25 protein-coding genes are annotated in these 20,103 nt (G+C 46.5%); 15 read left to right on the plus strand and 10 right to left on the minus strand.

Translation table 11 applies throughout. The features are described 5' to 3' along the window. The first annotated feature begins 147 nt into the window (after positions 1–147). Positions 148–327, plus strand: a complete 180-nt coding sequence (locus HZS85_RS04095; protein ID WP_214853491.1) for a hypothetical protein — start codon at positions 148–150, stop codon at positions 325–327. Between the two features lie 368 nt (positions 328–695). Here HZS85_RS04095 and HZS85_RS04100 read toward each other — a convergent pair whose 3' ends face one another. After that, positions 696–1,160 carry a hypothetical protein gene (locus tag HZS85_RS04100; RefSeq protein ID WP_214853494.1) on the minus strand — a complete coding sequence of 155 codons (465 nt, stop codon included), beginning with the start codon at positions 1,158–1,160 and terminating at the stop codon, positions 696–698. A 213-nt stretch (positions 1,161–1,373) separates the two neighbouring features. Between HZS85_RS04100 and HZS85_RS04105 the strand changes: the two genes are divergently transcribed. Then, positions 1,374–1,859 carry an NUDIX hydrolase gene (locus tag HZS85_RS04105; protein ID WP_214853497.1) on the plus strand — a complete coding sequence of 162 codons (486 nt, stop codon included), beginning with the start codon at positions 1,374–1,376 and terminating at the stop codon, positions 1,857–1,859. Between the two features lie 40 nt (positions 1,860–1,899). Here HZS85_RS04105 and HZS85_RS04110 read toward each other — a convergent pair whose 3' ends face one another. Beyond that, positions 1,900–2,391, minus strand: a complete 492-nt coding sequence (locus tag HZS85_RS04110) for a DinB family protein (protein ID WP_214853500.1) — start codon at positions 2,389–2,391, stop codon at positions 1,900–1,902. A gap of 91 nt (positions 2,392–2,482) precedes the next feature. On the opposite strand from HZS85_RS04110, the gene HZS85_RS04115 reads away from it, so the two are divergent. The 4 genes from HZS85_RS04115 to HZS85_RS04130 all read left to right on the plus strand — a co-directional run bounded on the left by HZS85_RS04115 (position 2,483) and on the right by HZS85_RS04130 (position 5,452). Beyond that, positions 2,483–3,238, plus strand: a complete 756-nt coding sequence (locus HZS85_RS04115) for a helix-turn-helix domain-containing protein (protein ID WP_214853502.1) — start codon at positions 2,483–2,485, stop codon at positions 3,236–3,238. After that, positions 3,238–3,873 (plus strand): M15 family metallopeptidase, encoded by a 636-nt coding sequence (locus HZS85_RS04120; protein WP_035408163.1) that lies wholly within the window; start codon positions 3,238–3,240, stop codon positions 3,871–3,873. The genes HZS85_RS04115 and HZS85_RS04120 overlap by 1 nt, the downstream gene beginning before the upstream one ends. Beyond that, a complete protein-coding gene (locus HZS85_RS04125) occupies positions 3,843–4,115 on the plus strand; it encodes a phage holin (protein ID WP_214853506.1) in 273 nt (90 codons plus the stop codon). The genes HZS85_RS04120 and HZS85_RS04125 overlap by 31 nt, the downstream gene beginning before the upstream one ends. Before the next feature lie 134 nt (positions 4,116–4,249). Further along, positions 4,250–5,452, plus strand: coding sequence for a GGDEF domain-containing protein (locus tag HZS85_RS04130; RefSeq protein ID WP_214853508.1), 1,203 nt, complete (start codon positions 4,250–4,252; stop codon positions 5,450–5,452). On the opposite strand, the gene HZS85_RS04135 is transcribed toward HZS85_RS04130, so the two are convergent. Both HZS85_RS04135 and HZS85_RS04140 read right to left on the minus strand, forming a co-directional pair. Next, positions 5,439–5,732 carry a hypothetical protein gene (locus HZS85_RS04135; RefSeq protein WP_035408158.1) on the minus strand — a complete coding sequence of 98 codons (294 nt, stop codon included), beginning with the start codon at positions 5,730–5,732 and terminating at the stop codon, positions 5,439–5,441. The genes HZS85_RS04130 and HZS85_RS04135 overlap by 14 nt on opposite strands. A 230-nt stretch (positions 5,733–5,962) precedes the next feature. Next, complete coding sequence (locus tag HZS85_RS04140; RefSeq protein ID WP_214853511.1) at positions 5,963–6,646, minus strand: hypothetical protein; 684 nt, start codon at positions 6,644–6,646, stop codon at positions 5,963–5,965. A gap of 124 nt (positions 6,647–6,770) precedes the next feature. Here HZS85_RS04140 and HZS85_RS04145 point away from each other — a divergent pair, with 124 nt between their 5' ends. Next, positions 6,771–7,844, plus strand: coding sequence for a threonine aldolase family protein (locus tag HZS85_RS04145; protein ID WP_396208868.1), 1,074 nt, complete (start codon positions 6,771–6,773; stop codon positions 7,842–7,844). Here HZS85_RS04145 and HZS85_RS04150 read toward each other — a convergent pair. Next, entirely contained in the window at positions 7,814–8,221 is a 408-nt protein-coding gene (locus HZS85_RS04150) for a MerR family transcriptional regulator (protein WP_214853527.1), read from the minus strand. The two genes, HZS85_RS04145 and HZS85_RS04150, sit on opposite strands and share 31 nt — an antisense overlap. A gap of 82 nt (positions 8,222–8,303) precedes the next feature. Here HZS85_RS04150 and HZS85_RS04155 point away from each other — a divergent pair, with 82 nt between their 5' ends. The 3 genes from HZS85_RS04155 (at position 8,304) to HZS85_RS04165 (ending at position 10,420) form a co-directional block, all read left to right on the plus strand. Then, positions 8,304–9,053 carry an SDR family NAD(P)-dependent oxidoreductase gene (locus tag HZS85_RS04155; RefSeq protein WP_214853529.1) on the plus strand — a complete coding sequence of 250 codons (750 nt, stop codon included), beginning with the start codon at positions 8,304–8,306 and terminating at the stop codon, positions 9,051–9,053. Positions 9,054–9,581: 528 nt separating this feature from the next. Beyond that, complete coding sequence (locus tag HZS85_RS04160; RefSeq protein ID WP_214853532.1) at positions 9,582–9,923, plus strand: DUF3139 domain-containing protein; 342 nt, start codon at positions 9,582–9,584, stop codon at positions 9,921–9,923. A 248-nt stretch (positions 9,924–10,171) separates the two neighbouring features. Further along, positions 10,172–10,420 (plus strand): hypothetical protein, encoded by a 249-nt coding sequence (locus tag HZS85_RS04165; protein ID WP_214853534.1) that lies wholly within the window; start codon positions 10,172–10,174, stop codon positions 10,418–10,420. Positions 10,421–10,486: 66 nt separating this feature from the next. Here the strand turns inward: HZS85_RS04165 and HZS85_RS04170 are convergent, their stop codons facing one another. Both HZS85_RS04170 and HZS85_RS04175 read right to left on the minus strand, forming a co-directional pair. After that, the gene (locus HZS85_RS04170) at positions 10,487–10,813 is read right to left on the minus strand and encodes a DUF3139 domain-containing protein (RefSeq protein ID WP_214853536.1); all 327 of its coding nucleotides are present in this window, start codon (positions 10,811–10,813) and stop codon (positions 10,487–10,489) included. A 71-nt stretch (positions 10,814–10,884) separates the two neighbouring features. Continuing rightward, a complete protein-coding gene (locus tag HZS85_RS04175; protein ID WP_214853538.1) occupies positions 10,885–11,394 on the minus strand; it encodes a hypothetical protein in 510 nt (169 codons plus the stop codon). Between the two features lie 137 nt (positions 11,395–11,531). On the opposite strand from HZS85_RS04175, the gene HZS85_RS04180 reads away from it, so the two are divergent. Next, the gene (locus HZS85_RS04180; RefSeq protein ID WP_214853540.1) at positions 11,532–11,936 is read left to right on the plus strand and encodes a class I SAM-dependent methyltransferase; all 405 of its coding nucleotides are present in this window, start codon (positions 11,532–11,534) and stop codon (positions 11,934–11,936) included. A gap of 75 nt (positions 11,937–12,011) precedes the next feature. Next, entirely contained in the window at positions 12,012–12,947 is a 936-nt protein-coding gene (locus HZS85_RS04185; protein ID WP_214853542.1) for a cation diffusion facilitator family transporter, read from the plus strand. 47 nt (positions 12,948–12,994) lie between these two features. On the opposite strand, the gene HZS85_RS04190 is transcribed toward HZS85_RS04185, so the two are convergent. Beyond that, positions 12,995–13,312 (minus strand): hypothetical protein, encoded by a 318-nt coding sequence (locus HZS85_RS04190; RefSeq protein ID WP_023468204.1) that lies wholly within the window; start codon positions 13,310–13,312, stop codon positions 12,995–12,997. A 175-nt stretch (positions 13,313–13,487) separates the two neighbouring features. Between HZS85_RS04190 and HZS85_RS04195 the strand changes: the two genes are divergently transcribed. Continuing rightward, positions 13,488–14,687 (plus strand): MFS transporter, encoded by a 1,200-nt coding sequence (locus tag HZS85_RS04195; RefSeq protein WP_214853545.1) that lies wholly within the window; start codon positions 13,488–13,490, stop codon positions 14,685–14,687. A gap of 376 nt (positions 14,688–15,063) precedes the next feature. Further along, on the plus strand, positions 15,064–15,804 hold the full coding sequence (locus HZS85_RS04200) for a sugar nucleotide-binding protein (protein ID WP_035408136.1): 741 nt from the start codon (positions 15,064–15,066) through the stop codon (positions 15,802–15,804). 49 nt (positions 15,805–15,853) lie between these two features. Here the strand turns inward: HZS85_RS04200 and HZS85_RS04205 are convergent, their stop codons facing one another. Both HZS85_RS04205 and HZS85_RS04210 read right to left on the minus strand, forming a co-directional pair. Continuing rightward, entirely contained in the window at positions 15,854–16,993 is a 1,140-nt protein-coding gene (locus HZS85_RS04205) for a globin domain-containing protein (RefSeq protein WP_214853548.1), read from the minus strand. Between the two features lie 139 nt (positions 16,994–17,132). Beyond that, positions 17,133–18,764 carry an ABC transporter substrate-binding protein gene (locus HZS85_RS04210; RefSeq protein WP_214853551.1) on the minus strand — a complete coding sequence of 544 codons (1,632 nt, stop codon included), beginning with the start codon at positions 18,762–18,764 and terminating at the stop codon, positions 17,133–17,135. Between the two features lie 102 nt (positions 18,765–18,866). Between HZS85_RS04210 and HZS85_RS04215 the strand changes: the two genes are divergently transcribed. Next, complete coding sequence (locus tag HZS85_RS04215; protein WP_214853554.1) at positions 18,867–20,102, plus strand: MDR family MFS transporter; 1,236 nt, start codon at positions 18,867–18,869, stop codon at positions 20,100–20,102. Position 20,103: the final 1 nt, after the last annotated feature.

The following is a 20,103-nucleotide window of genomic DNA, read 5'->3' on the forward strand; positions in this document are numbered from 1 at the left end:
ACATCCTTGAGTATGATACTTTCACGATAGCAGTTTGAAAAGGGATGTCAACGAGAGAGACTCAAAATTTTAAAGATTCAGGAAAATCCTTGCTCTATTGAAAGTATTTGGTAAAATAAGAGAGCTTCAGGAAAAGGGAGGGATGAAGTGAAATTAAAACGTCTTATGATTGAGGCACGGAAACTTGACGGACGTCCGCACTATTCGTGGGATGGATATGTCCTAAAGCAGACAAAAGATTATCTACTCGTCGCGAATATTCCAGGGCGGACGCTTATACATACGACAACTATAGTCTCGAATTCTAGCCGTTTGACGGCTATTTAGATGCTTTCATCCCGACCGTCATGAATAGGAATGATGGAAAGGATACCCAATAAAAAAACGCGATATTACGCATTTAGTCTGTTCCCATTTGTCTCAAGACGTTTGAGTCAGTCTATACGTTGACTCTCTTGATCCTATCATTAAAGCTAGGGGGCCACCTGTTTGTCTCGTCTTAGTAGAGTGATCCCATGTAGTTCATTGAAATATCCTGTAGTGAGAGTATCGTCGTCTACGTAACGTTATGGAGGTCGCTGAACGTTCGTTTGTGATCCAAGCGTACTTTAAACAACGAACAAACGGCTTGAGTCCGGTAAAGTACCGAATTCAAGCCGTTTTAAGGGACATTCGTTCATCTGTTAACGATTCATTCATGAAGTAACAATATGTTTCTTCATCATGTATTGCACGCAGTTAAAAAAGGCACTGATGGCTAGTGGGATGATGACGATACTTATTCCTACAAGCACTAATCCAGGAGCATCATCTAACTGACCTATATAAAAAAACACGGGAAGAATAGAAATCGCTAAAACAGCAATCACGAGGAATGCCTTTTTAATGCTATACGACGATGAAGAAATACGAATAGCCGTGTCCTGCCTTTTTGTAAAGGCGCTCAAAATGCGGAAACCGTGAAAAATAGAAGTCATTAGCGGTATAAGAGCAATATAAGCAACGATCAATACGACATATCCTGGTTTTTCAAAAATGATTGAACTCTTGATTCCGTTCAGCAATGTAGGGATGGCATAGCCCGCTAAACTCAGTAGACCAAGAGATAGTACAAATAGGCATGACTTTAGTAAAAAAACACTTAACTTCAGGGGATTCATGGTAGCAATCCTTCTTTCCATATGACTTTTCATTTAGTGATCTATGTAAAGTGTATGATGAGATACGAACTATTACGTTAGACTTTAGACTGATTTTGTAACGATTACTATAAAGCTAACCGCATTACCGCGTTCTTTAGATATCAATATGTTTAAGTGTCATTGTGATAAAAAATAAAAAATGTAAAAGAGAAGTGAAGGGAGGTATGATGAATGAAAACGATTCGTTGTCACCGTGCATTTGGAGTCTATGGCTTATTAATGAAAGAGGATGCCTTACTCGTCATCGATAAAAATGGTAGACCGTATATCAATCGCTATGATTTACCAGGGGGTAGCCTAGAAGAAGGGGAGACGCTCGCTACGGCGATGCGCCGTGAGTTTACGGAAGAGACAGGGCTTGAGGTAGCACTCGAACGACAGATCGGCGTCGCTGACTTCAAGTTCCCGTGGGACTGGCGAGAGTTCGATGAAGTCCATCATATCGCCGTCTTTTATCTCGTTCGACAGACCGATGGAACGCTTGGCATTCCCAAGCAATTCGTTGGACAAGACTCACTCGGTGCGCGTTGGGTCAAGGCGAGTGAAGTTTCAATCGACAATGCGTCACCGCTCGTACTTGAAGCATTCCGCTGGATTGAGGAACAACAACTCGATCTTGAGGCACGACACTTTTCGAATTGGGATGTCTTAAAATGAATCGAAGCGCTCTTCGCATGCGGAGAGCGCTTTTTCCTGTTCAATTGGCTAGCGCAGCGTCGAGTCGTCGTTTTTGATGCCGGTGATGCGCGAGATGGTACGAGACGAGGGCATACCACTCGGCAGCGTTCAACCAGCCCATCCCACCGTGTTGCGTCTTTTGATCAACGGGTGTCGCCTGAGCAATCGTTGCGAGCGTTACATGACGATCAATCAGTTGCAACCAACGTGTCCGTAATTGTTCAACCTGATCCGTCTCGTTCGGTGGGGCGTTCATTGCATCCGGTAACCGGATCGGTGTCGCCGGAAATGCACCGACAGCAAATAACTGTTCGCCGAACGGTGACTTCCCGGACGTGGTCACGGGTGCGAACCGGCACGACTCGACTTCATCCAAATACTCATGACTGACGACGATCAAATGATCGTACATTTGACTAATCGACCACATGTCATGATCGAGATGATGAATCAACGCCTCCGGATGATAGCGATCAAGTTCTTGTAGATAATAGGTGAATAGTTCGTTCATCCTGTCACTCCTCTCAAAAAATATCTTCTTCTCTCTTTTCGAACAATCCTCGATTTCTTCCTGTCATATTTCTTAGAAAGGAGGAATCACCATGCAAGCTCCATATCTTCCGGTTCCCCATACGCTCTTACGGAGCGGGACGGCATTCGCGTCCGTCCATGAAAAAATGATCTACCTGATCCTTGAAAGCTTCAGCGGTCAAGATGGTCAAGCGTTTCCGTCCTATCAGACGATTGCCGATGCTGTTCCGTGCAGTAAATCGACAGTCAAGTCGTGTATCCAGACCTTGATCGCAAGTGGTCGGATCGAGAAAGTCGAACGGTTCACGAAACACGGAGGACAGACCTCGAATGCTTATCGTGTCCTGCCCCGTGTCGATACGCCATCCCCGGCGAGTCACGAGACGACTGCCCCCGAGACTTCTGCTGGCTCCGAAGAAGAAGTCTTGAAGAAGACGTCTTTAAAAAAGGAACTGGTGCAACAGTATAAGTCGAATATCGGAAAGGCGTCACCACGAATCGAACAAGAGTTGCTGTTGCTTGCGAACGAACATCCAATCGAGCGAATCCAGTACGCAATTGAAGAAGCGGGACGGGCGAACAGTCGTCATTTCGGTTACATTGAACAGGTCGTTAAGCGTCTTGCAACCGGATCCGCGTCAGAACGTTCGAAACAAGTAACCAAACGTTCGAGAAGGAATAATTCATTATTTCAATTACCGAATTGGGTAGAACGTGAAAAAGAAGCACAACGCGCATACGAGGCAAAACAACAGGAACGACAAGTCATTCCTGACGATGACGAGATTGCTGCTTTATTACATACATTGACCAGGGAGGGAGCCTGATGCAACTAGAAGAATTACTGCGACGCGCGAATCAAAAACTAACCGTTCCCGGCATGCATCCGTCGGTCGTCCGGATTGCCCGTGACGTGATTCAAGAGCTTTATCCGCATGGAATCAAACTCGGTATAGCCCAAAGTTTTCGGAGCATTGCGGAACAGAACGCGTTATACGCAAAAGGACGGACGACCCAAGGACCGATCGTGACGCAAGCCCGTGGTGGACAATCAAACCATAATTTTGGTGTTGCAATTGACGTCTTCCTTTACGAAGATGGTGCATTATTTCTTTCTCCACCGGACGCGCGACTTCGCCGAATCGTTGCGGCAATGAAACGGCGCGGAATGGACTGGGGAGGCGATTGGTCCCGTTTTCCCGATTATCCACATTTTGAATTGTACGATCATGTCAGTCTTGCGCGGCATCACGTGCCAAAACCAGGACACTATCTACGCGAACGAATTCAAGCACCGGAACTCGTCCGAGCGATTGAGAAGCGATTGGGTCTGATGGTGACAGGAATCTTTGATATACGTTTGACGCGAGCCATCCAAGCGTTCCAGCAGACATCTCGACTTGCGGTTGACGGGATTGTTGGACCGCAAACATGGCGTCGTCTCTTTCCGGTGTCGCCATGATTCGTTTTCAAGCATGGCTCCGCCTCATGATACCGCTCTATGTCTTTCTAGAGTTGTTCTTACCGACGCTCGGATTTACCGCTTTACCGGTGTCATCGAATGACGTCGAACGGTTCGTGACCGGTCTGGTTGGGGTAATCAGTTTGTTCGTCGCTTGGTGGAAGAATAACGACGTGACCGAGAGGGCATTAAGAAGACGTCAGTCGCAAGAACAGCTGGAAAACACATCCTTAACCGATTGAGCGGTCGGGAAGCGTTTGGATTGTGTCAGCAACGGGCATTATTTCATACAAATGACTAATTGTTTGACTTCAAGATACTGATTGAAGAAATAGACTTTAGTCAAGTAGATAGAGAAAGAAAGGTCGGTCTTCTTGTGAAATGGTCAACGTTGCAACGGTATTTGTTTTTGGCACTCTGTGCGCTTTTATTTACAAGTGTTTGGAGCTATCAAGCTTTCCTAAAAATCGAACGAGAAAACGCCCGTATCTTAAAAGAAGCTATTCCGATCTCGACGGAAGCAGCAGAACTGTTTCCAGCGTTGTTGAATTTAGAACTCAGTGTCCGGAGTTACATCCTTTCACCGAACAAAACGGATCTAGCACAGTATGAACGGACGATTAATCAGCTGGATCAAACGATCACGCGGCTGAACCGGCTCGATGCGAACCATCCCATCATGCGAAAACTCGTTCGGACGGAAGCAATTCCCCGTATCGAGACGGCGACGCAGTTTTACGACAAGCAATTTGAACTCGTCAAGGACGGTGACAGAGCTTCAGCAGAGGCAAGACGATATCAAGGAATGCAGTTCATCGAAACGTTCCGACCGGTTGATGCCCGTTTGCGGACAGACGTCAACCGAATCATTGCGGAAGCAACACAACGTTCCGAGCAAGCATCGAATGCTGCGAAATGGGTCATCGTTGTCGTCGCGAGCATCGCTGTTCTTGTTTTGATTGCCTTCATCCAGACGTTTCGAATGGAACGCAGCAAACAAGTCTTGATTCATCGTTCCTTGCATGATGCATTGACTGGCATCCCGAATCGGCGAGCGTTCGATGAACGATTGGAGAAGCTTCTCGAAGAAGCCAAACAAGAGCGGACACCGCTCTCCTTAATACTGATTGATGTCGATGCCTTCAAGTCCTACAATGACACGTATGGTCACTTAAAAGGGGATGAATGTTTGAAGGAAGTGGCTCGCGTCATAAAACGGCAGGCTCGGCATGGACAAGTCGCACGATACGGAGGAGAGGAGTTCACGGTTTTACTGACGCGTGGCATAGAAGAAACCCGTCATATCGCAGAACGGATTCGACAGGACATTCTTGATTTGAACATCACACACGAGCAGTACGAACCCCTTTGCCGGGTCAGCGTCAGTCTTGGCTTGACGTCACTTGTACCCGAAGCACAGACGACAGAGAAGGAAATCATCGACCAAGCCGATCAAGCACTATATCGAGCGAAAGAGAACGGACGGAATCAGATTGGGGACTTGTGGCAGGGTGAATACGATAAAATCCCCCGCGTGAGTGTTTGCTTCTCACACGGGGGATTTTTCATTGTAGGATGACGCAATACGATCGATCGGAAATGAGAGGCGCCGATATGACATAAACCGTCCTGACAGGTTCACCACCGACACGCGCATTAAGTTGTGTGAGCTGGGAACGAATCTTACGGCTTAAGCCATATCGTAATTCAGTACTGAGCTCATCAACATCTTCCTGTACGTGCAAGAGAAGTTGAAACGGTTCAAGCGAAAAGATTGAAAAATCACAGGAAATCCGTGGATCCTCGAATTTTTCATTCAATTCCTTCTTAATGTAATAGGCTTCTTGTGCACTAATCAACTTTTCTCACCTCACTCTCCTGGTAAATCAACTCTTTCTCTACTATAGTCTATATTACCCATTTTTCTGGCAACTAATCGTCTGATTTTGAAAAAAAGTCAATCCGAATTTTGAAATCATCCAAAATCTAATTTCAAGAAATCCTCCAAAATCTAATTTCAAGAAATCCTCTTAAACTCCGCAAAAAAAAACGCCAAGCTTCAATGAGCAGGGCGGAAGGAGAGAAAAATTCAAGATATCGAAGACTGGACATGGCATTTCTTTAAATATTGTTCCATAGCTTGGACGAAGAAGGTCAGTTGATGAGTGGAGATAACGGGTACCTTTCCGTACCGCACTTCAAAATAAAGCGGATCAACAGGTGACGGAAAAGCGATTCGCTCGAACCATTCCGTCACGGTCTCATGTGTCCTGCGCTGTAATGAAAACGGAAGTTGCTCATTAAAACGAACGAGTTGTTTTCGAATCGAGTCAGCAGGTAGGTCTTTTGTCTCGTAAACGAAAATCGGGAAGCGTGGTGGAAGTACATGACCCGATGCATCTAGTCGCGGACGACGCAACCACTGGAGATAGTGCCATAAAAACCAGCTACAAAACAGGAGAACGAGACATAAGATGAGAAGATAAGGAGGTGTCGTCACCGAAGAGTCAAAACCGGTCCGGAACCAAGGAGTAGGAGGATCGGCTTCACTAATCGTGACAGTACTTCCGTCTCCGCCGTATGAGGTTCCTTCCTCGACTGCACTAAACATCGATGCTTTCGGACCACAGCGATCAATGCAGTATGTATTTGTTGCTGGATCGATTCGTCCAAGCAGTGATGTATAGAATGTCGGGACGAATTGTTGAATGGCAAGCAGTAGAAGACAGACGATTGAAATAAGAAGCAACAGGCGAGTGCGGAGCGTTTGCACAATAGGGACACCTCCTTTGACGAGTACGACTAACAGACGTTCGCTACACAGTATAGCAAAAGTGGAGATGGAATATTTTGATTTTTTCAAAAAATAGTCATTGATTGAGAAAGGAATGAATAGTGTGGATTTACGATCGAGTTACCAAAAAACGACAAAACGATTGGATGGACACGGAAGTCGAACCATCGGAGTATTACAAGAAGCGTTGCAAAGCGTTTCTGCCGATCAACCAAGCGATATGTATGGAAACGGCGAATTGATTAAAACGTTCGAACGTAAGATAGCAGACTTACTCGGGCACGACGATGCGATCTTTTTTCCGAGCGGTACGATGGCGCAACAAATTGCGTTACGGATCTGGTCTGATGAACGGAATAATCGTAAGGTTGCCTACCATCGCCTTTGTCACCTCGAGATTCATGAGCAGGATGGGTTGAAGGAATTACACGGGATTAAACCAGTACTAGTCGGAGAAGTCGATCGCTTAATGACGATAGACGACGTCAAAGCCTTGCCGGACGTCAGCTGCCTGTTACTCGAACTGCCACAACGCGAACTCGGCGGACTGCTTCCGTCGCGTGAGGAACTTGAAATCATTTGTGCATATGCACGGGAACAAGGAATTCGTCTGCACTTGGATGGGGCACGCCTACTTGAAATCTTACCGTACTATGAGGCATCGGCAAAAGAAATCGCAGAGTTATTTGACAGTGTCTATATCTCTTTTTATAAAGGTCTTGGCGGCGTCGCAGGAGCAATCTTAGCCGGACCGGAAGCATTTTGTCGCGAGGCTCGCATCTGGAAACGTCGCTATGGCGGTGATTTGATTAGTCTCTATCCGTATATTCTATCCGCGGATCATTATTATGAACAACGAAAAGACCGGATGGCGGAGTACTATGTAGCCGCAAAAGCACTAGCGAGCAGCTTGAATGCGATACCAGGCATCTCGACTCGTCCCCTTGAGCCGGTCTCAAACATGTTTCATCTTTACTTTGAGGCAGATAAAGCAGTCGTCGAGGAAAAATTGATTGAAATCCAGTCGCACGGAAAAATTGGTATCGCCGGCTATCTTGTCGAGAAAGAAAAAGGCTGCGCAACGGAAATCAATATCGGCGATAGTTTTCTTGCATTGACGACTGACGAACGCGAAAACGTCTTTCGTCAATTGACGGAGGCGTTCTCAGAGGATTGAATGACATCAGGGGCGGGAATCGTAGGATGGAGGCGACGATAGGTGTCGACTTTTTCTGCGATCATTCGCTCCGTTTCTTGTAATGCTGCCAGTTGAGCTAAGACGTTTGCATGGTGTGCTTCAAGCAACGCAAGGCGTTCGCGGGTCGTATCCTGCTCGCCGTGAGCAAGAAACAGTGACACATACGTACGGATTTGCTCGATCGGCATATGCGTTTCACGTAAGCGGAGGACAAATCGAAGCCACGTCACGTCTTGGTCGTCATAACGTCGTTGACCATTCTGGCGCTTCGGAAACAGTAATCCTTCTTTCTCATAATAGCGAATCGTATGGGCACTCGTCATCGTCAGTCGACTGATTTCAGAAATCGTATACATGAATCTCACCTTTCTACTTGACTTAGAGTTCACTCTAAGGATTAGACTCTGACTATACCAAATCGAAAAGGGGATATGCTAGATGAAGTACACGGTCATTACAGGAGCAAGTTCAGGAATTGGGTATGAGACGGCAAAACTACTCGCAGGAAAAGGAAAGTCACTCGTCCTCGTCGCACGCCGGACGTCAGAGCTCGAAAAACTTCGGGATGAAGTCAAACAGATTTCACCAGACAGTGATGTCATCCTCAAGTCGGTCGATCTCGCTGATAACCAAAATGTTCATGATCTTTATGAAGGCTTAAAAGAACTTGAAATTGAAACATGGATCAATAATGCTGGGTTTGGTGATTTTGATCTCGTCCAGGACATCGATCTCGGGAAAATCGAGAAGATGCTCCGCTTGAACATCGAGGCACTGACGATTCTGTCGAGTCTGTTCGTCCGCGACCATCATGATGTCGAAGGAACGACGCTCGTCAATATCTCGTCAGCTGGCGGCTACCGGATCGTACCGAACGCGGTCACGTACTGCGCGACGAAGTTCTATGTCAGTGCCTATACGGAAGGACTCGCGCAAGAACTGCAAAAAGGCGGCGCGAAACTCCGGGCGAAAGTGCTCGCACCAGCAGCGACCGAGACAGAGTTCGCCGATCGTTCGCGCGGGGAAGTAGGGTTCGACTACAGCAAAAACGTTAAGAAATATCATACGGCGGCTGAAATGGCAGGCTTCCTGCATCAGTTAATCGAAAGTGACGCAATCGTCGGCATCGTTGACGGCGAAACGTATGAATTTGAATTGCGTGGCCCATTGTTCAATTACGCGGGATAAAAACTAAGTAAGATCCCTTTTTCAAATGAGAAAGGGACCTTCTTTATGTAAGCATTATATATACGAATTTCATAAATGAATCAAAAAAGACATCAATTACTTATTTTTTAAAGAGTTTCTTTGCTAACTTCCATACGACATAGACGACTGCGCCGATGATCAAAAGATTTATTAGAGCGCCGAAAATCATGAATTGTTCCACGATGTGACCACCTTTACATACATTTTTTGAGGCGTAAGCATTCTATTTACGTTTTCGTTTTGAGAACCTCAAACCTATAAAGAATAAACTATTGCAATGTTCACGGCTAATGTTAATCGCTCATTATCAATGACTCGACCATTCAAAAGATTCAAGATGATAACAATGATCATAAATGACATTAAAAAGTATTTTATGGATTTTTTTATCATAAATGACTTCCTTTTTTTGTGTTCTTCTATTAGTTTAAACATATCGACATTTTAAAAACAAGGAGAATGTCTAATACGAAGAATGACACAGAAACGATTCTCAGGAGTGATGAAATGAAACGAACCTATGTATCGATTACGTTATTGATGATTCTAGGAGTCGGCATCATCGGTGCTTCAGCCTATAAGTCGTTGTACTATGATGAAAAACAAGAGGTCACTCAGAAAATCAATCTCTTTTTGAAGCAACAGAATTATATGACATATGTGAAGAACAAAGAAATTCGCTATGATACGAGCACAGGTGAATTCTTCGCACGCGTCGTGTTCGAAGATGAACCGAATAATGAATATGAGATTTATCAATCGGGATCGAGTCATATTGACGTCACGGGATATAAAGACGGCGTACAGATTACGAACAAACAAGAAGGACGGTATATTTCAAAGGATTGACAACACGTTAAATCCTTTGAAGAAACGAGGTGATCGAATGAAAAACATGTTTTTTTAGGAAGCGTCGTTGCGCTACTCATGGTACTCTTTTCACTTCATTACGGATTTCACGTAATCAGTGATATAACGCTTAAAGTATCTTTATTGGTTTCGCTGATCGTTGTGTTGATTGCGCGGAACAAATGGAAGATTTCGTTTTAATGAGGGATTGATTAGGACGACAGATGACTGTTTGGAGGAAATGATACATGAACGTCAATGAATTTTTGGGTTGGAAAATCAGCTTGGATGATGAACTATATGCCGTCATTGATGAGAAGGCGAGAAAAATGGTAGTCATGGGAAACTTCATCGAACTAACTGCAGTCTTGTGGTTGGATCAAAAAGGCACACTGCAATTAAAGCCGACGTGGGATTGTGTCATATCCATCGATGATGCTGCAAAACAGATTACGATACGCTCGGCAGAATCATTGAACATGAAAGAAGAATGTTAAGTTACCAAAAACGAGTCCATTCACGAAAATCGTGAAGAGGACTCGTTTTTGATTTGAAAAGACAAGTTATTTTAATTCATGTTGACCAGGGACAGTCACTTCAACATTATGCTGGTCGTATACGGTCGTCAGTACATGCCCCTCAATGATTTCATAGTAGTATGTATGATCCAGTTCATTCGTGTATGTGATTTTCATCTCATATCTCCCAGTTTTTGAATCATAGACCGTTTCTTTTTTAGAGATATCCTGATCGTATCCTGTTTCAGCCAACAAACGTTCAATCTTGATTTCCGTAATCACCTTAGATCCTAATCGATACGTTGGATAGGCGGCAATTAGCATGACAAGAACGACAAGGGTATAGACTAGTGGACGTACTTCTTTTTTCATGCGGTCACTTCCCGTCAATTTGATGGTATAAGTATAAAAGTCGTTTGAAAAAGGTCGCTCGTCTGAGTCATTTAACGAAATCGAATTATTTGCATCAAACGAATCATGGTAGAAAGAAGAAGATACAAAGCGGACGCGGTCATTAATACCAAACAGATATATATCAGAAATGTGTTCAGATTAAAAAATTGTGAGTTTAGATAAACGGAGAATCCGACTAAAACATCATCGATGTAATCTAAAGCTAATCCGGCATCGATCATATGTTGTCTTTTGAGATGCTGATATGTAACGTAGCTTTCCCGCTGATGAAAATAACCGATGTAGGTATAGATAGCGGCTAAAATGATCGTAATCATCAAAGAGAGGGGACGAGCGTCAATCAAATAAAAAAGAACGATGATTCCTAATACGATAAGTGGAAACAGGAAAACGATGATGTAAGCAAATAAAATTCCTGGATTGCCGTTTCCGCTGATCTGATGAGAACTTACTTCAAATCCATGTCCTGCCCAGAAGAAAAAAGCACAAATCGTTATTAACACTAACAAGACAATCTGTAATTGTTTCAAACGGTTCATTTGCTGACTCCCTCCATAAAAAAACGTCTATGTATAGTATTACATGTTTCTCTGATTTCATAGTGTTAGGTTTCAGTGATAAGGGATATCGGAAATTTACTTTTCTATCATTCTCCTTTCGCAAACGGACGCAACGCATGTTACGGGACTTGATCTCTTCGAAGACAATGGTTCGTTCTGCGACGCTTCGTAATCGACAAGCCATTCAAGCAAACCGAGCGACGATTCAGCGAGCCAATCTGATTCACTTGAAGTTAGTGCATGAGACGGTCGATGGTATTTATAGTATTTATACGATCTATTTTTGGGAATCCGTCGATCGAACGCTTCAAGAAATGTATCGAGCCTTACGACCAGACGGACGATTCGTTTTAACATACTGTGATGGAAAAGCAGGGGAAGAGGGGGAAGAACTACATGAGCGGATCGAACGGGAATTCATCCTGCTTGCAAACAAAAGGGGATTCGAATCAGTCATTTTGAAACGTAGACCAGTCATTCGTTCGTTTCATACGGTAGCGCTTGTGGGATATAAAGGATGAGCCCGTTGACCAAAGAACAGTGGCACGTTATAATTCGAATAGACGTTTGAATGAAAGGTAAAAGGAGGCAATGTCATGGCACATGATCATCATCATCACCATCCTCATACGGACAATAAAAAGGTACTCGGCCTGTCGTTCCTGATCATTACTGTGTTCATGATCGTCGAGGTCATCGGCGGAATTTGGACGAACAGTTTGGCATTGTTATCAGACGCCGGGCACATGTTAAGTGATTCGATTTCACTTGCGATTGCCCTGTTAGCCTTCCAGTTCTCGAGTCAAGCACCGGATGCGAACAAGACGTTCGGTTCAAAACGCTTTGAAATCTTAGCCGCAATCCTAAATGGCGTGACGCTGATTGTCATCGCTCTCTATATTTTCATTGAAGCCATTCAACGCTTCATCGATCCACCCGCTGTCGCAACGACGGGGATGCTGATCATTAGTGTCCTCGGGTTGCTCGTCAACATTTTAGTTGCCTGGATCATGACACGCGGCGGTGGGCACGAACATAACCTCAACATGCGCGGTGCGTATCTGCACGTCTTAAGCGACATGCTCGGATCGGTCGGTGCGATTGTAGCCGCCTTGCTGATCCTGTTCTTCGGTTGGGGATGGGCGGATCCACTTGCGAGTATCATCGTAGCGATCCTCGTCTTACGGAGCGGTTATTACGTGACGAAGGCGTCCGTTCACGTCTTGATGGAAGGAACGCCGAGTGATGTCGACATTGATGAGGTCGTTTCGACGATTCAGACGAACGAAGCCGTTCTTGGACTACATGATCTACACATCTGGTCGATCACGAGTGGTTATAACGCGTTATCGTGTCACGTCGTCGTCAAGGAGAACATGACCGTCCGGGAGTCGGAGTCGATTCGCGAACAGATTGATCACGACTTAAAACATGTCGGTATTACCCACGCGACCATCCAGGTCGAGACGGATCAACATGCACATGGCAATACGTTGTATTGTGACGGCAAACACGAATCGCATACGCATTAAAAAACGAGCACACGTCCAAAGTCGGACATGTGCTCGTTTGCTTATGCTCAAATGATCGGCACCGTTGGTAGAAACAGCGTCGCGAACAGACTGATACTCAAGAACATCGAGTATCCGAAAAAGGTCGTTTTGGCATTTCCAGCAGCTCGGTTACCTAAGTACATGAAAAAGACGATGGATAAGAACGTCAAACCCGTCAATACGGACGAGTGGTGTTGATCCGGCGAAGGAGCAAGCGACTGGACAAGATGCGCGAGACCAAGCGGCAGGACAATCAAAAGAAAGTAGTAGCCTAGACGTGCCTCAGACGGGACGTCGACCTGTTCCTGTTCGGTTTCATAGTCATAACGCGTTTGCGTTTTCATGGATCTTCACCTCCCTATGCGTTTTAGTATAGCGAATGAACATGTCGGCTCTGTTACAGATGGGTAAGAATGCCTTAACAGACGATGACGATGTGATGACGAAAAAAGAATGGGCAGCAATTGAGAAAAATTGTAAGATGAACAAGAAGTCGTTTTAGGAAAGGAATAAAGCATCATGTCACGTGCGTTTCGTTTTATGTATGTCTCCGATTTGTTATCGACTGTCGGGACGAGTTTTGTTTATATTGCGATTTACTGGTTGAGCGCGGAACAGATTAGTGCTTCAGGTGTCGCCTTGCTTGCAACAGGTGTGTTTTTGATTCGTTTTCTCGTCTCAACGTTCGTTGGACCGTGGATTGACCGTTTCGTCAGCGCATCGTTGTATCAAACGTCCTTACTCATTCGCTTGCTAGCGCTTGGTATTACGTTAGTGGGAATCGGTCTGACAGACGTCGTCTTACCGTGGTTACTCGGCTTGCTCGTCGTTCAGACGATCCTGCAAATCGTTGGTGGAAATGCTGTCTTCACGTGGGTCGTTGATCTAGTCGAAGATGACCAATTGCCGCAAGCGAATGCCTATCTCGCAACAATCGAACGGATCGGGACGTTAAGCGGATTCTTACTTGGTGGGATGATGGTTGCCCACTTCTCGATTGCGAGTATCTTGTGGCTCGATCTGGGACTGCATCTCGTTGCCTGGTTGCTCGTCCGACACATGACGGGACAGGTCGCAGAAGGAGCGCGTGTCGGATCGTACCGCGAAGCGTTACTCGAAGGGATTCATTACGTCGCGCGTGACGGTCGCTTAAAATGGATCCTTGGTTGTGCGATCCTTGCGAACTGGATGATCACACCGATGAATACTTTACTTGCACCATATGCCAAGGATGTCTTGTCGGGAAATGCCCAGACGTTTTCTGCACTCGAACTGGCGACGGTGATTGGGGGGATCACGATGTCGCTCCTTTACGGCAAGTGGGTCGTCTCGATCAGACAGGATAAGCTGTTTCGGATCGCAGTCGTACTGCAAGGACTCGCGATTGCAATCGTTGCTTATATGTCGTCCGTGCCCCTTGCGATTGGCGGATTCGTTTTACTCGGCATGGCGCTGACATTGTTCGGGATTCCGTTTGCGACATTGTTACAACGCTCGACGCCTGCGCACTTGCTTGGACGGGTTCGAACGGCGATGGTCGCAACATCAACGGCGTGTTCTGCACTCTGTTACGGATTATCATCGTACTTGACGTCGCTCTTTAACATCTCATTTGTTTTCCTACTGTTTTCCTTAAGTGGTCTCGTGTTGACAGCTATCTGGTTACTCATTCATCGTAACGTTTCCTTTACCGAGGCACGACAGGACAAGGTCGGATGAAATATCCGCCTTGAGGTGGAGGTAAGCGGTTTCGCGCTTATATACACTAGAGATAGAAATGAACGATGAGGAGTGGAGTCGATGGAGAGTTTATGGATCACGGCATTATTGTTTTTGATTCCGATCAGTGGGATGACGGTCTTTTTGAATGTACTATGGCGTCGAATGGCAACGGAAGGCGTTTCGGAGTAATCATGAACTAAACAGTGCGCCTGCTTACCGAGATTAGATCGGATAGCAGGCGCTTTTTTCATTTGAGTCATGACTGGTCGTAGAAGAATAACCTCAGATTCGTTAATACAGCGATTCGCGTGTAAACTGAAGTAGCAAGTGGTTTTATGATTTTTTCGATCGAAACTAAGGGGGATGAATCACAATGAAAGCAATCATTACAGGCATGAACGGAACGGTGGCACCCGTCGTTGCGGACGTCTTAGCAAAGCACGATATCGAGACAGTCGCGTGGGATCGGACGAAAGTCTCAACGACTGACGAGTCTCAGATGCGGACGTTTTTAGAAACGGAACGACCGGATTATTTCCTACATATAGGTATGGGGTCCGTCAGTTGGACGGAAGCGCTCGTCCGTTTGTGCCAGGAATATCAGATTCCGTTCTTTTTCACGAGTACAGTATCTGTTTTTTCGGACGACGTACCAGCACCGATTGAAAAGGACGCTGTACCGGATGCGACCGATGAGTATGGTGCCTATAAGATTGCTTGCGAGCAAGCGATTCAAGCAATTGATCCTCAAGCAAAAATCGTCCGAATCGGCTGGCAGATCGGGACGGAGGCAGGTTCGAACAACATGGTCGACTTCTTCACGAACGAGATGAAGCAACACGGTGTCATTCAAGCAAGTCGAAACTGGTATCCGTCGAGTTCGTTGCTTGAAGATACAGCAGAAGCGCTCGTTACGATTTTACTTGAACGCGAAGCGGGGCTTTATCAGTTGAACGGAAACGATCGTTATTCGATGTACGATTTAGCGCATGCCTTAAATACACTCCACGCGAAAAACTGGACGATTGAACCAGTCGATGAACCGCGCCGGGATAACCGGATGGCGACAGATGTCGTTTTGGTCCGTTCGTTGTCAGAACGATTGCCACTCTAATCAAACATCCCGCTCTCCTTGACCTGTATCAAAGAGAGCGGGATGTTTTTTACTGCGTGACTGGCGTTTCCGCGGCAAAAGCGAGTGCAGGTCCAAAGATTTCGTAATGCAGTTTGTCCGAAGACGCCGTGAAGTGTTTAATGACGTATTGAATCATCGCTTCCGGCCCACAGACGTATGTCGGATCCGTGATGCCTGCGATAACGTCTTTCGGCAGGCGACCTACTTGATCCGTCGCCTGATGCTCTGCGTAGCGAATGACGCGTGCGCCACGTTGCTCAAGCAAGGCAAGTTGCTCGTTAAATGGACGATTGCGTTCGTCTTGGACGGCGTGATGTAACGTTACCTGTCGACCAGCAGCTAACGCTTCGTCTGCCATTGCAAGCATCGGTGTGATGCCGATTCCACCAGCAATCAGAACGACGGGTTCACCTGATGCATCAAGCGTGAAGGCACCTGCTGGCGCACTGATCAATACCGTGTCACCGACTTGCGCTGCATGTAAGTAGTCCGAGACGATGCCTTCTCGTTTGACACCAATCGTATAAGTCGTCGTGTTTGATGCCGTCGTCAGACTGTACTGACGATTGTGCCATAAGCCGTCGCTATCCTGAATCCGTACCGTGATGTATTGCCCTGCTCGATAATCAGGGAGCGGACCGTCCGTTTTGAAAGTCAGCGAGCGGATGCCGTCTGCTTGTTCCTGAATGTCAGAAATCTCGACGGACTGATAACCGGAAAAGTCTTTCGCCTGTTCGTCCTGCGCGTATAGTTCGGCTTCGAGTGTGATGAACAAATCGGCAATCTCCCCGTACGCTTCGCCCCATGCTTGCAGGATTGCAGGCGTTGCGGCTTCCCCTAAAACGTCTTGCATCGCTCCGAGTAATTCTTGACCGACGAGTGGATACATCTCCGGCTTGATTTGTAGACTTCGGTGCTTATGGAGCACAGGTAATAAGACCGGTTTTAACGTCTCGAGTCGATCGATGTGAGCAGCAGCGGCATACACGGCTGTAGCGAGTGCTTGCGATTGGCGGTCGCTCCGTTGATTCGATTGATTGAAGACGTGTTTCAGTTCCGGATGAGCTTGAAACAAGCGCTGATAAAAGACTTTCGTGATCGCGGCACCGTGCGACGCAAGGACGGGAACCGTCGATTGAACGATTTGAATGGTAGAGTTTGATAACATAAGACCACTTCCTTTTCACTAAGTAATGAAGACAGTCTTAGTATTTCGTAGCCTCGTCATTAATACAACATTTAAAATACTAGATTAAAGAATATCGTGCGTTTTGTCACAAGCAAGTCAAAATATCGACAAGGATTCGTCACGATTGATTGGAAATCCAGAGCTTTGAGAAATCAAAATAACCGAACGAGTCGATCGTGATATTTTGCAGCTCGATCGGATACGGAATTAGTCGTGTATCGTGATAGAACGGGATGAAATACGATTCGTTAATCAAGTAGCGTTCGATCGTTTGATGAATCGGAAGCCAGTCTTCAAACGGTGTTGTATCGTATTGTTCAATCCATGTCAGCATCTCGGGCATCTGCTGAAATAGTCGGATCGGTGGTGAAAACGTATTCGTCATGAACTGATAGAAGGCGTACTGGATATTTCGCTCGAACACTTCGGCATGATTGGCGAGATCGATCGTATCGTAGACATGAAAATCCGTAATACTCTCTTCGAATCCGACTTCGACGAACTCATACGGAATCCTGTCCTGATCAAATCGCTGACAGAGCCAACGTGTTACTTTGTCCGTAAAATCAGTCAACTTGATCCGGATCGGTTGCGTGAACAAAACAGCAGGACCGTCCGGGACGGTATACGATGGACTATAGGACTCAAGAAAACCAGAGTCGTTCGGTTGTGTCCGTTCATGGAAGTCATGAATGCCACCACGGACTTCCGCGACGAGCCGGTGGATATAATGCCGCGCGGCTTTTGATTCAAACGGACCACCAGAACGTGGATGGAGTAAGACGAGACCAAACCCGGATTGCGTTGCGATCGTATCAATCGGACTAGAGTCAGAAGCCGATGTCCGGTAGACCGGGTCATATTGCTCCGGCATCTGGATGAACTCAATCCGGTCGAGCAGGGCGCGGATGCCAAAGTAATTCGGAAATGCCGTCAGAACGGTCTTCTTATCGTCATGTTGCGTCAGTTGAAATGGTCCCGTCCCAACACCGTCCTTGATGATGCTCGTATGTATCGAGGCAAGTTGCGGCAAAATCGAACTCCGGCGCTGATCGAGTGTGAGGTCGACCCGGTACGGACCGTTCGAGACGATCTGTTTGACGTGCCGGTAGGAATAAGCGTAAGCCGGATAGTTGATCAGAGCACGGAAACTCTTCGTCACTTCCTTACTCGTCAGGAGCGAACCGTCATGGAAGCGGACATCCTTCCGTAAGAAGAGACTGAGCATCGGACCATTCCAGACATAGTGATGCGCCAGTTCACCTTGAATATTGCCGTCGACGTCGATCGTAAACAAACGATTGAAGACGTTTTGGACGAGATGGGCACTATGGATATCCGCTGCTTCTAACGGGTGGGTCGTCAAGAAGTTCCGTTTCCGAGGAATCAGCAAGGCGTCCGATGTCGTCTGTGTATAGCCGAATTTTCGTTCGAGTTGCCGCATGAAGCGACCGGCTTGCGCCGGCGACCAGTCCCACGTCAATTCCTCCGTCACTGATTCGATCGAATCACTGTCGATCCGCTCGAGCATCCGTTTCGCATACTCCCGTTCAACGTGGCGCAACCAGACGAGTTCACTTAAGTTGCCTCGTCCGCGACCACTCGTGTAATTCATCCAGCCATCTTCCTGCCATTTATTGAGATATCGTTTCGTTTGTTTAGTACTGAGATGGATGGCGTCGGCAAGCGTCACGATCGAGTAGTGTCCATTTCGGCAAGTCTTCCATAACATAAAAAGATAAGCATCCATCGTCCTTCTCCTCCTTAAAAGGGGACATCTTTTTTAAATGACGTCCATTTTTCTTGTGTCTTGTCTTGTTTATGATACAGGTAGGGAATGGAAGGTGACAATATGAAATGGAAAGAAATACCGAAGCCAATTAAAGTACGTCTCATCACATCGTTTTTCAACCGGGCTGTCTCGTTTTCGATCATGCCGTTCATGGCTCTCTTGTTCGTCAAGGCATTCAACGAAGTCATCGCCGGTGCGTTTTTGATCGCGATGGTCTTCGTCAGCTTCATCACGAATCTACTCGGCGGATATCTTGCCGATCGTTTTTCCCGTAAACGCCTACTCGTCACGACTTCTGCGCTCACGGCGTTGACGTTCATCACGATGGCGATTTCGTTGACGCTCGACTGGATGTTGCTGTTCATGGTCATTTACGCCGTCTTCTCGGTGACGAGTAATCTTGGTCGTCCGGCAATGGGGGCGATCATCATCGATGCGACGACGAAGGAGAACCGCCAAGCGGTCTATGCGCTCGACTACTGGTTGATCAATCTCTCGATCGCCATCGGAACAGCGCTCGGGGGCTGGCTCTACGTCAGCAATCAATTGCTGTTGTTCTGGATCTTGAGCTTTACGTCGTCCGTTTTACCAATCGCTTACTACCTGTTTCTCGACGACACACCGCGAACGTGGCAACGTCAGAAACTACGTGGTGTCATCACGGATATCTTTACAAGCTATCAACTCGCTTGGCGGGACCGTCCGTTCGTTAAGGTCGTCTTTGGTTCGATGTGTATCTTAGCGGCTGAGTTTTCGATGGGCAGTTACGTCGCCGTCCGCCTCGCTGATTCGTTTGAACCGCTATCGTTTGCCGGGTGGTCGATCAACGGGGTTCGGATGATGAGTATCATCAACATCGAAAATACGTTGCTCGTCGTCACGTTAACGTTCGTCGTTCAGCAGCTTGCGAAGCGTCTTTCTCCGCGCCGAACGCTCGCTGCAGGTCTGATGCTGTACACGATCGGTTACGTCGTCGTGACGAGTGCTAACAGTATGACGGCACTGATGCTTTTTATCTTCATCGCAACGATCGGCGAGTTGCTCTACTCCCCGGTCTTAAACACACAAAAAGCGAACATGATGCCGGCGGATCAACGCGGGGCGTACTCGGCCTTCGCCGGAACGTCATTCGCAGGAGCTGATTTGCTTTCTCGGTCGACGATTTTAGTTGGGACATTTTTAATCCCGTCGATGATGAGTGTTTACCTCGGATTGATCCTTTTGACGGGCTTCGGTTTAATCTATACAAGTCTTTTCGTGAAGGAATCGGTCGAACGACAGCGAAACGTATCTTAAT

Origin of the sequence: Exiguobacterium sp. s130, from assembly GCF_018619055.1 — a bacterium.
GTDB lineage: Bacteria > Bacillota > Bacilli > Exiguobacteriales > Exiguobacteriaceae > Exiguobacterium_A.

Coding starts and splice junctions, on each gene's coding strand:
- HZS85_RS04100 (WP_214853494.1), bottom strand. CDS start 1,160: ATGAATCCCCTGAAGTTAAGTGTTTTTTTACTAAAGTCATGCCTATTT.
- HZS85_RS04105 (WP_214853497.1), top strand. CDS start 1,374: ATGAAAACGATTCGTTGTCACCGTGCATTTGGAGTCTATGGCTTATTA.
- HZS85_RS04110 (WP_214853500.1), bottom strand. CDS start 2,391: ATGAACGAACTATTCACCTATTATCTACAAGAACTTGATCGCTATCAT.
- HZS85_RS04115 (WP_214853502.1), top strand. CDS start 2,483: ATGCAAGCTCCATATCTTCCGGTTCCCCATACGCTCTTACGGAGCGGG.
- HZS85_RS04120 (WP_035408163.1), top strand. CDS start 3,238: ATGCAACTAGAAGAATTACTGCGACGCGCGAATCAAAAACTAACCGTT.
- HZS85_RS04125 (WP_214853506.1), top strand. CDS start 3,843: ATGGCGTCGTCTCTTTCCGGTGTCGCCATGATTCGTTTTCAAGCATGG.
- HZS85_RS04150 (WP_214853527.1), bottom strand. CDS start 8,221: ATGTATACGATTTCTGAAATCAGTCGACTGACGATGACGAGTGCCCAT.
- HZS85_RS04155 (WP_214853529.1), top strand. CDS start 8,304: ATGAAGTACACGGTCATTACAGGAGCAAGTTCAGGAATTGGGTATGAG.
- HZS85_RS04160 (WP_214853532.1), top strand. CDS start 9,582: ATGAAACGAACCTATGTATCGATTACGTTATTGATGATTCTAGGAGTC.
- HZS85_RS04165 (WP_214853534.1), top strand. CDS start 10,172: ATGAACGTCAATGAATTTTTGGGTTGGAAAATCAGCTTGGATGATGAA.
- HZS85_RS04170 (WP_214853536.1), bottom strand. CDS start 10,813: ATGAAAAAAGAAGTACGTCCACTAGTCTATACCCTTGTCGTTCTTGTC.
- HZS85_RS04175 (WP_214853538.1), bottom strand. CDS start 11,394: ATGAACCGTTTGAAACAATTACAGATTGTCTTGTTAGTGTTAATAACG.
- HZS85_RS04180 (WP_214853540.1), top strand. CDS start 11,532: ATGTTACGGGACTTGATCTCTTCGAAGACAATGGTTCGTTCTGCGACG.
- HZS85_RS04185 (WP_214853542.1), top strand. CDS start 12,012: ATGGCACATGATCATCATCATCACCATCCTCATACGGACAATAAAAAG.
- HZS85_RS04190 (WP_023468204.1), bottom strand. CDS start 13,312: ATGAAAACGCAAACGCGTTATGACTATGAAACCGAACAGGAACAGGTC.
- HZS85_RS04195 (WP_214853545.1), top strand. CDS start 13,488: ATGTCACGTGCGTTTCGTTTTATGTATGTCTCCGATTTGTTATCGACT.
- HZS85_RS04200 (WP_035408136.1), top strand. CDS start 15,064: ATGAAAGCAATCATTACAGGCATGAACGGAACGGTGGCACCCGTCGTT.
- HZS85_RS04205 (WP_214853548.1), bottom strand. CDS start 16,993: ATGTTATCAAACTCTACCATTCAAATCGTTCAATCGACGGTTCCCGTC.
- HZS85_RS04210 (WP_214853551.1), bottom strand. CDS start 18,764: ATGGATGCTTATCTTTTTATGTTATGGAAGACTTGCCGAAATGGACAC.
- HZS85_RS04215 (WP_214853554.1), top strand. CDS start 18,867: ATGAAATGGAAAGAAATACCGAAGCCAATTAAAGTACGTCTCATCACA.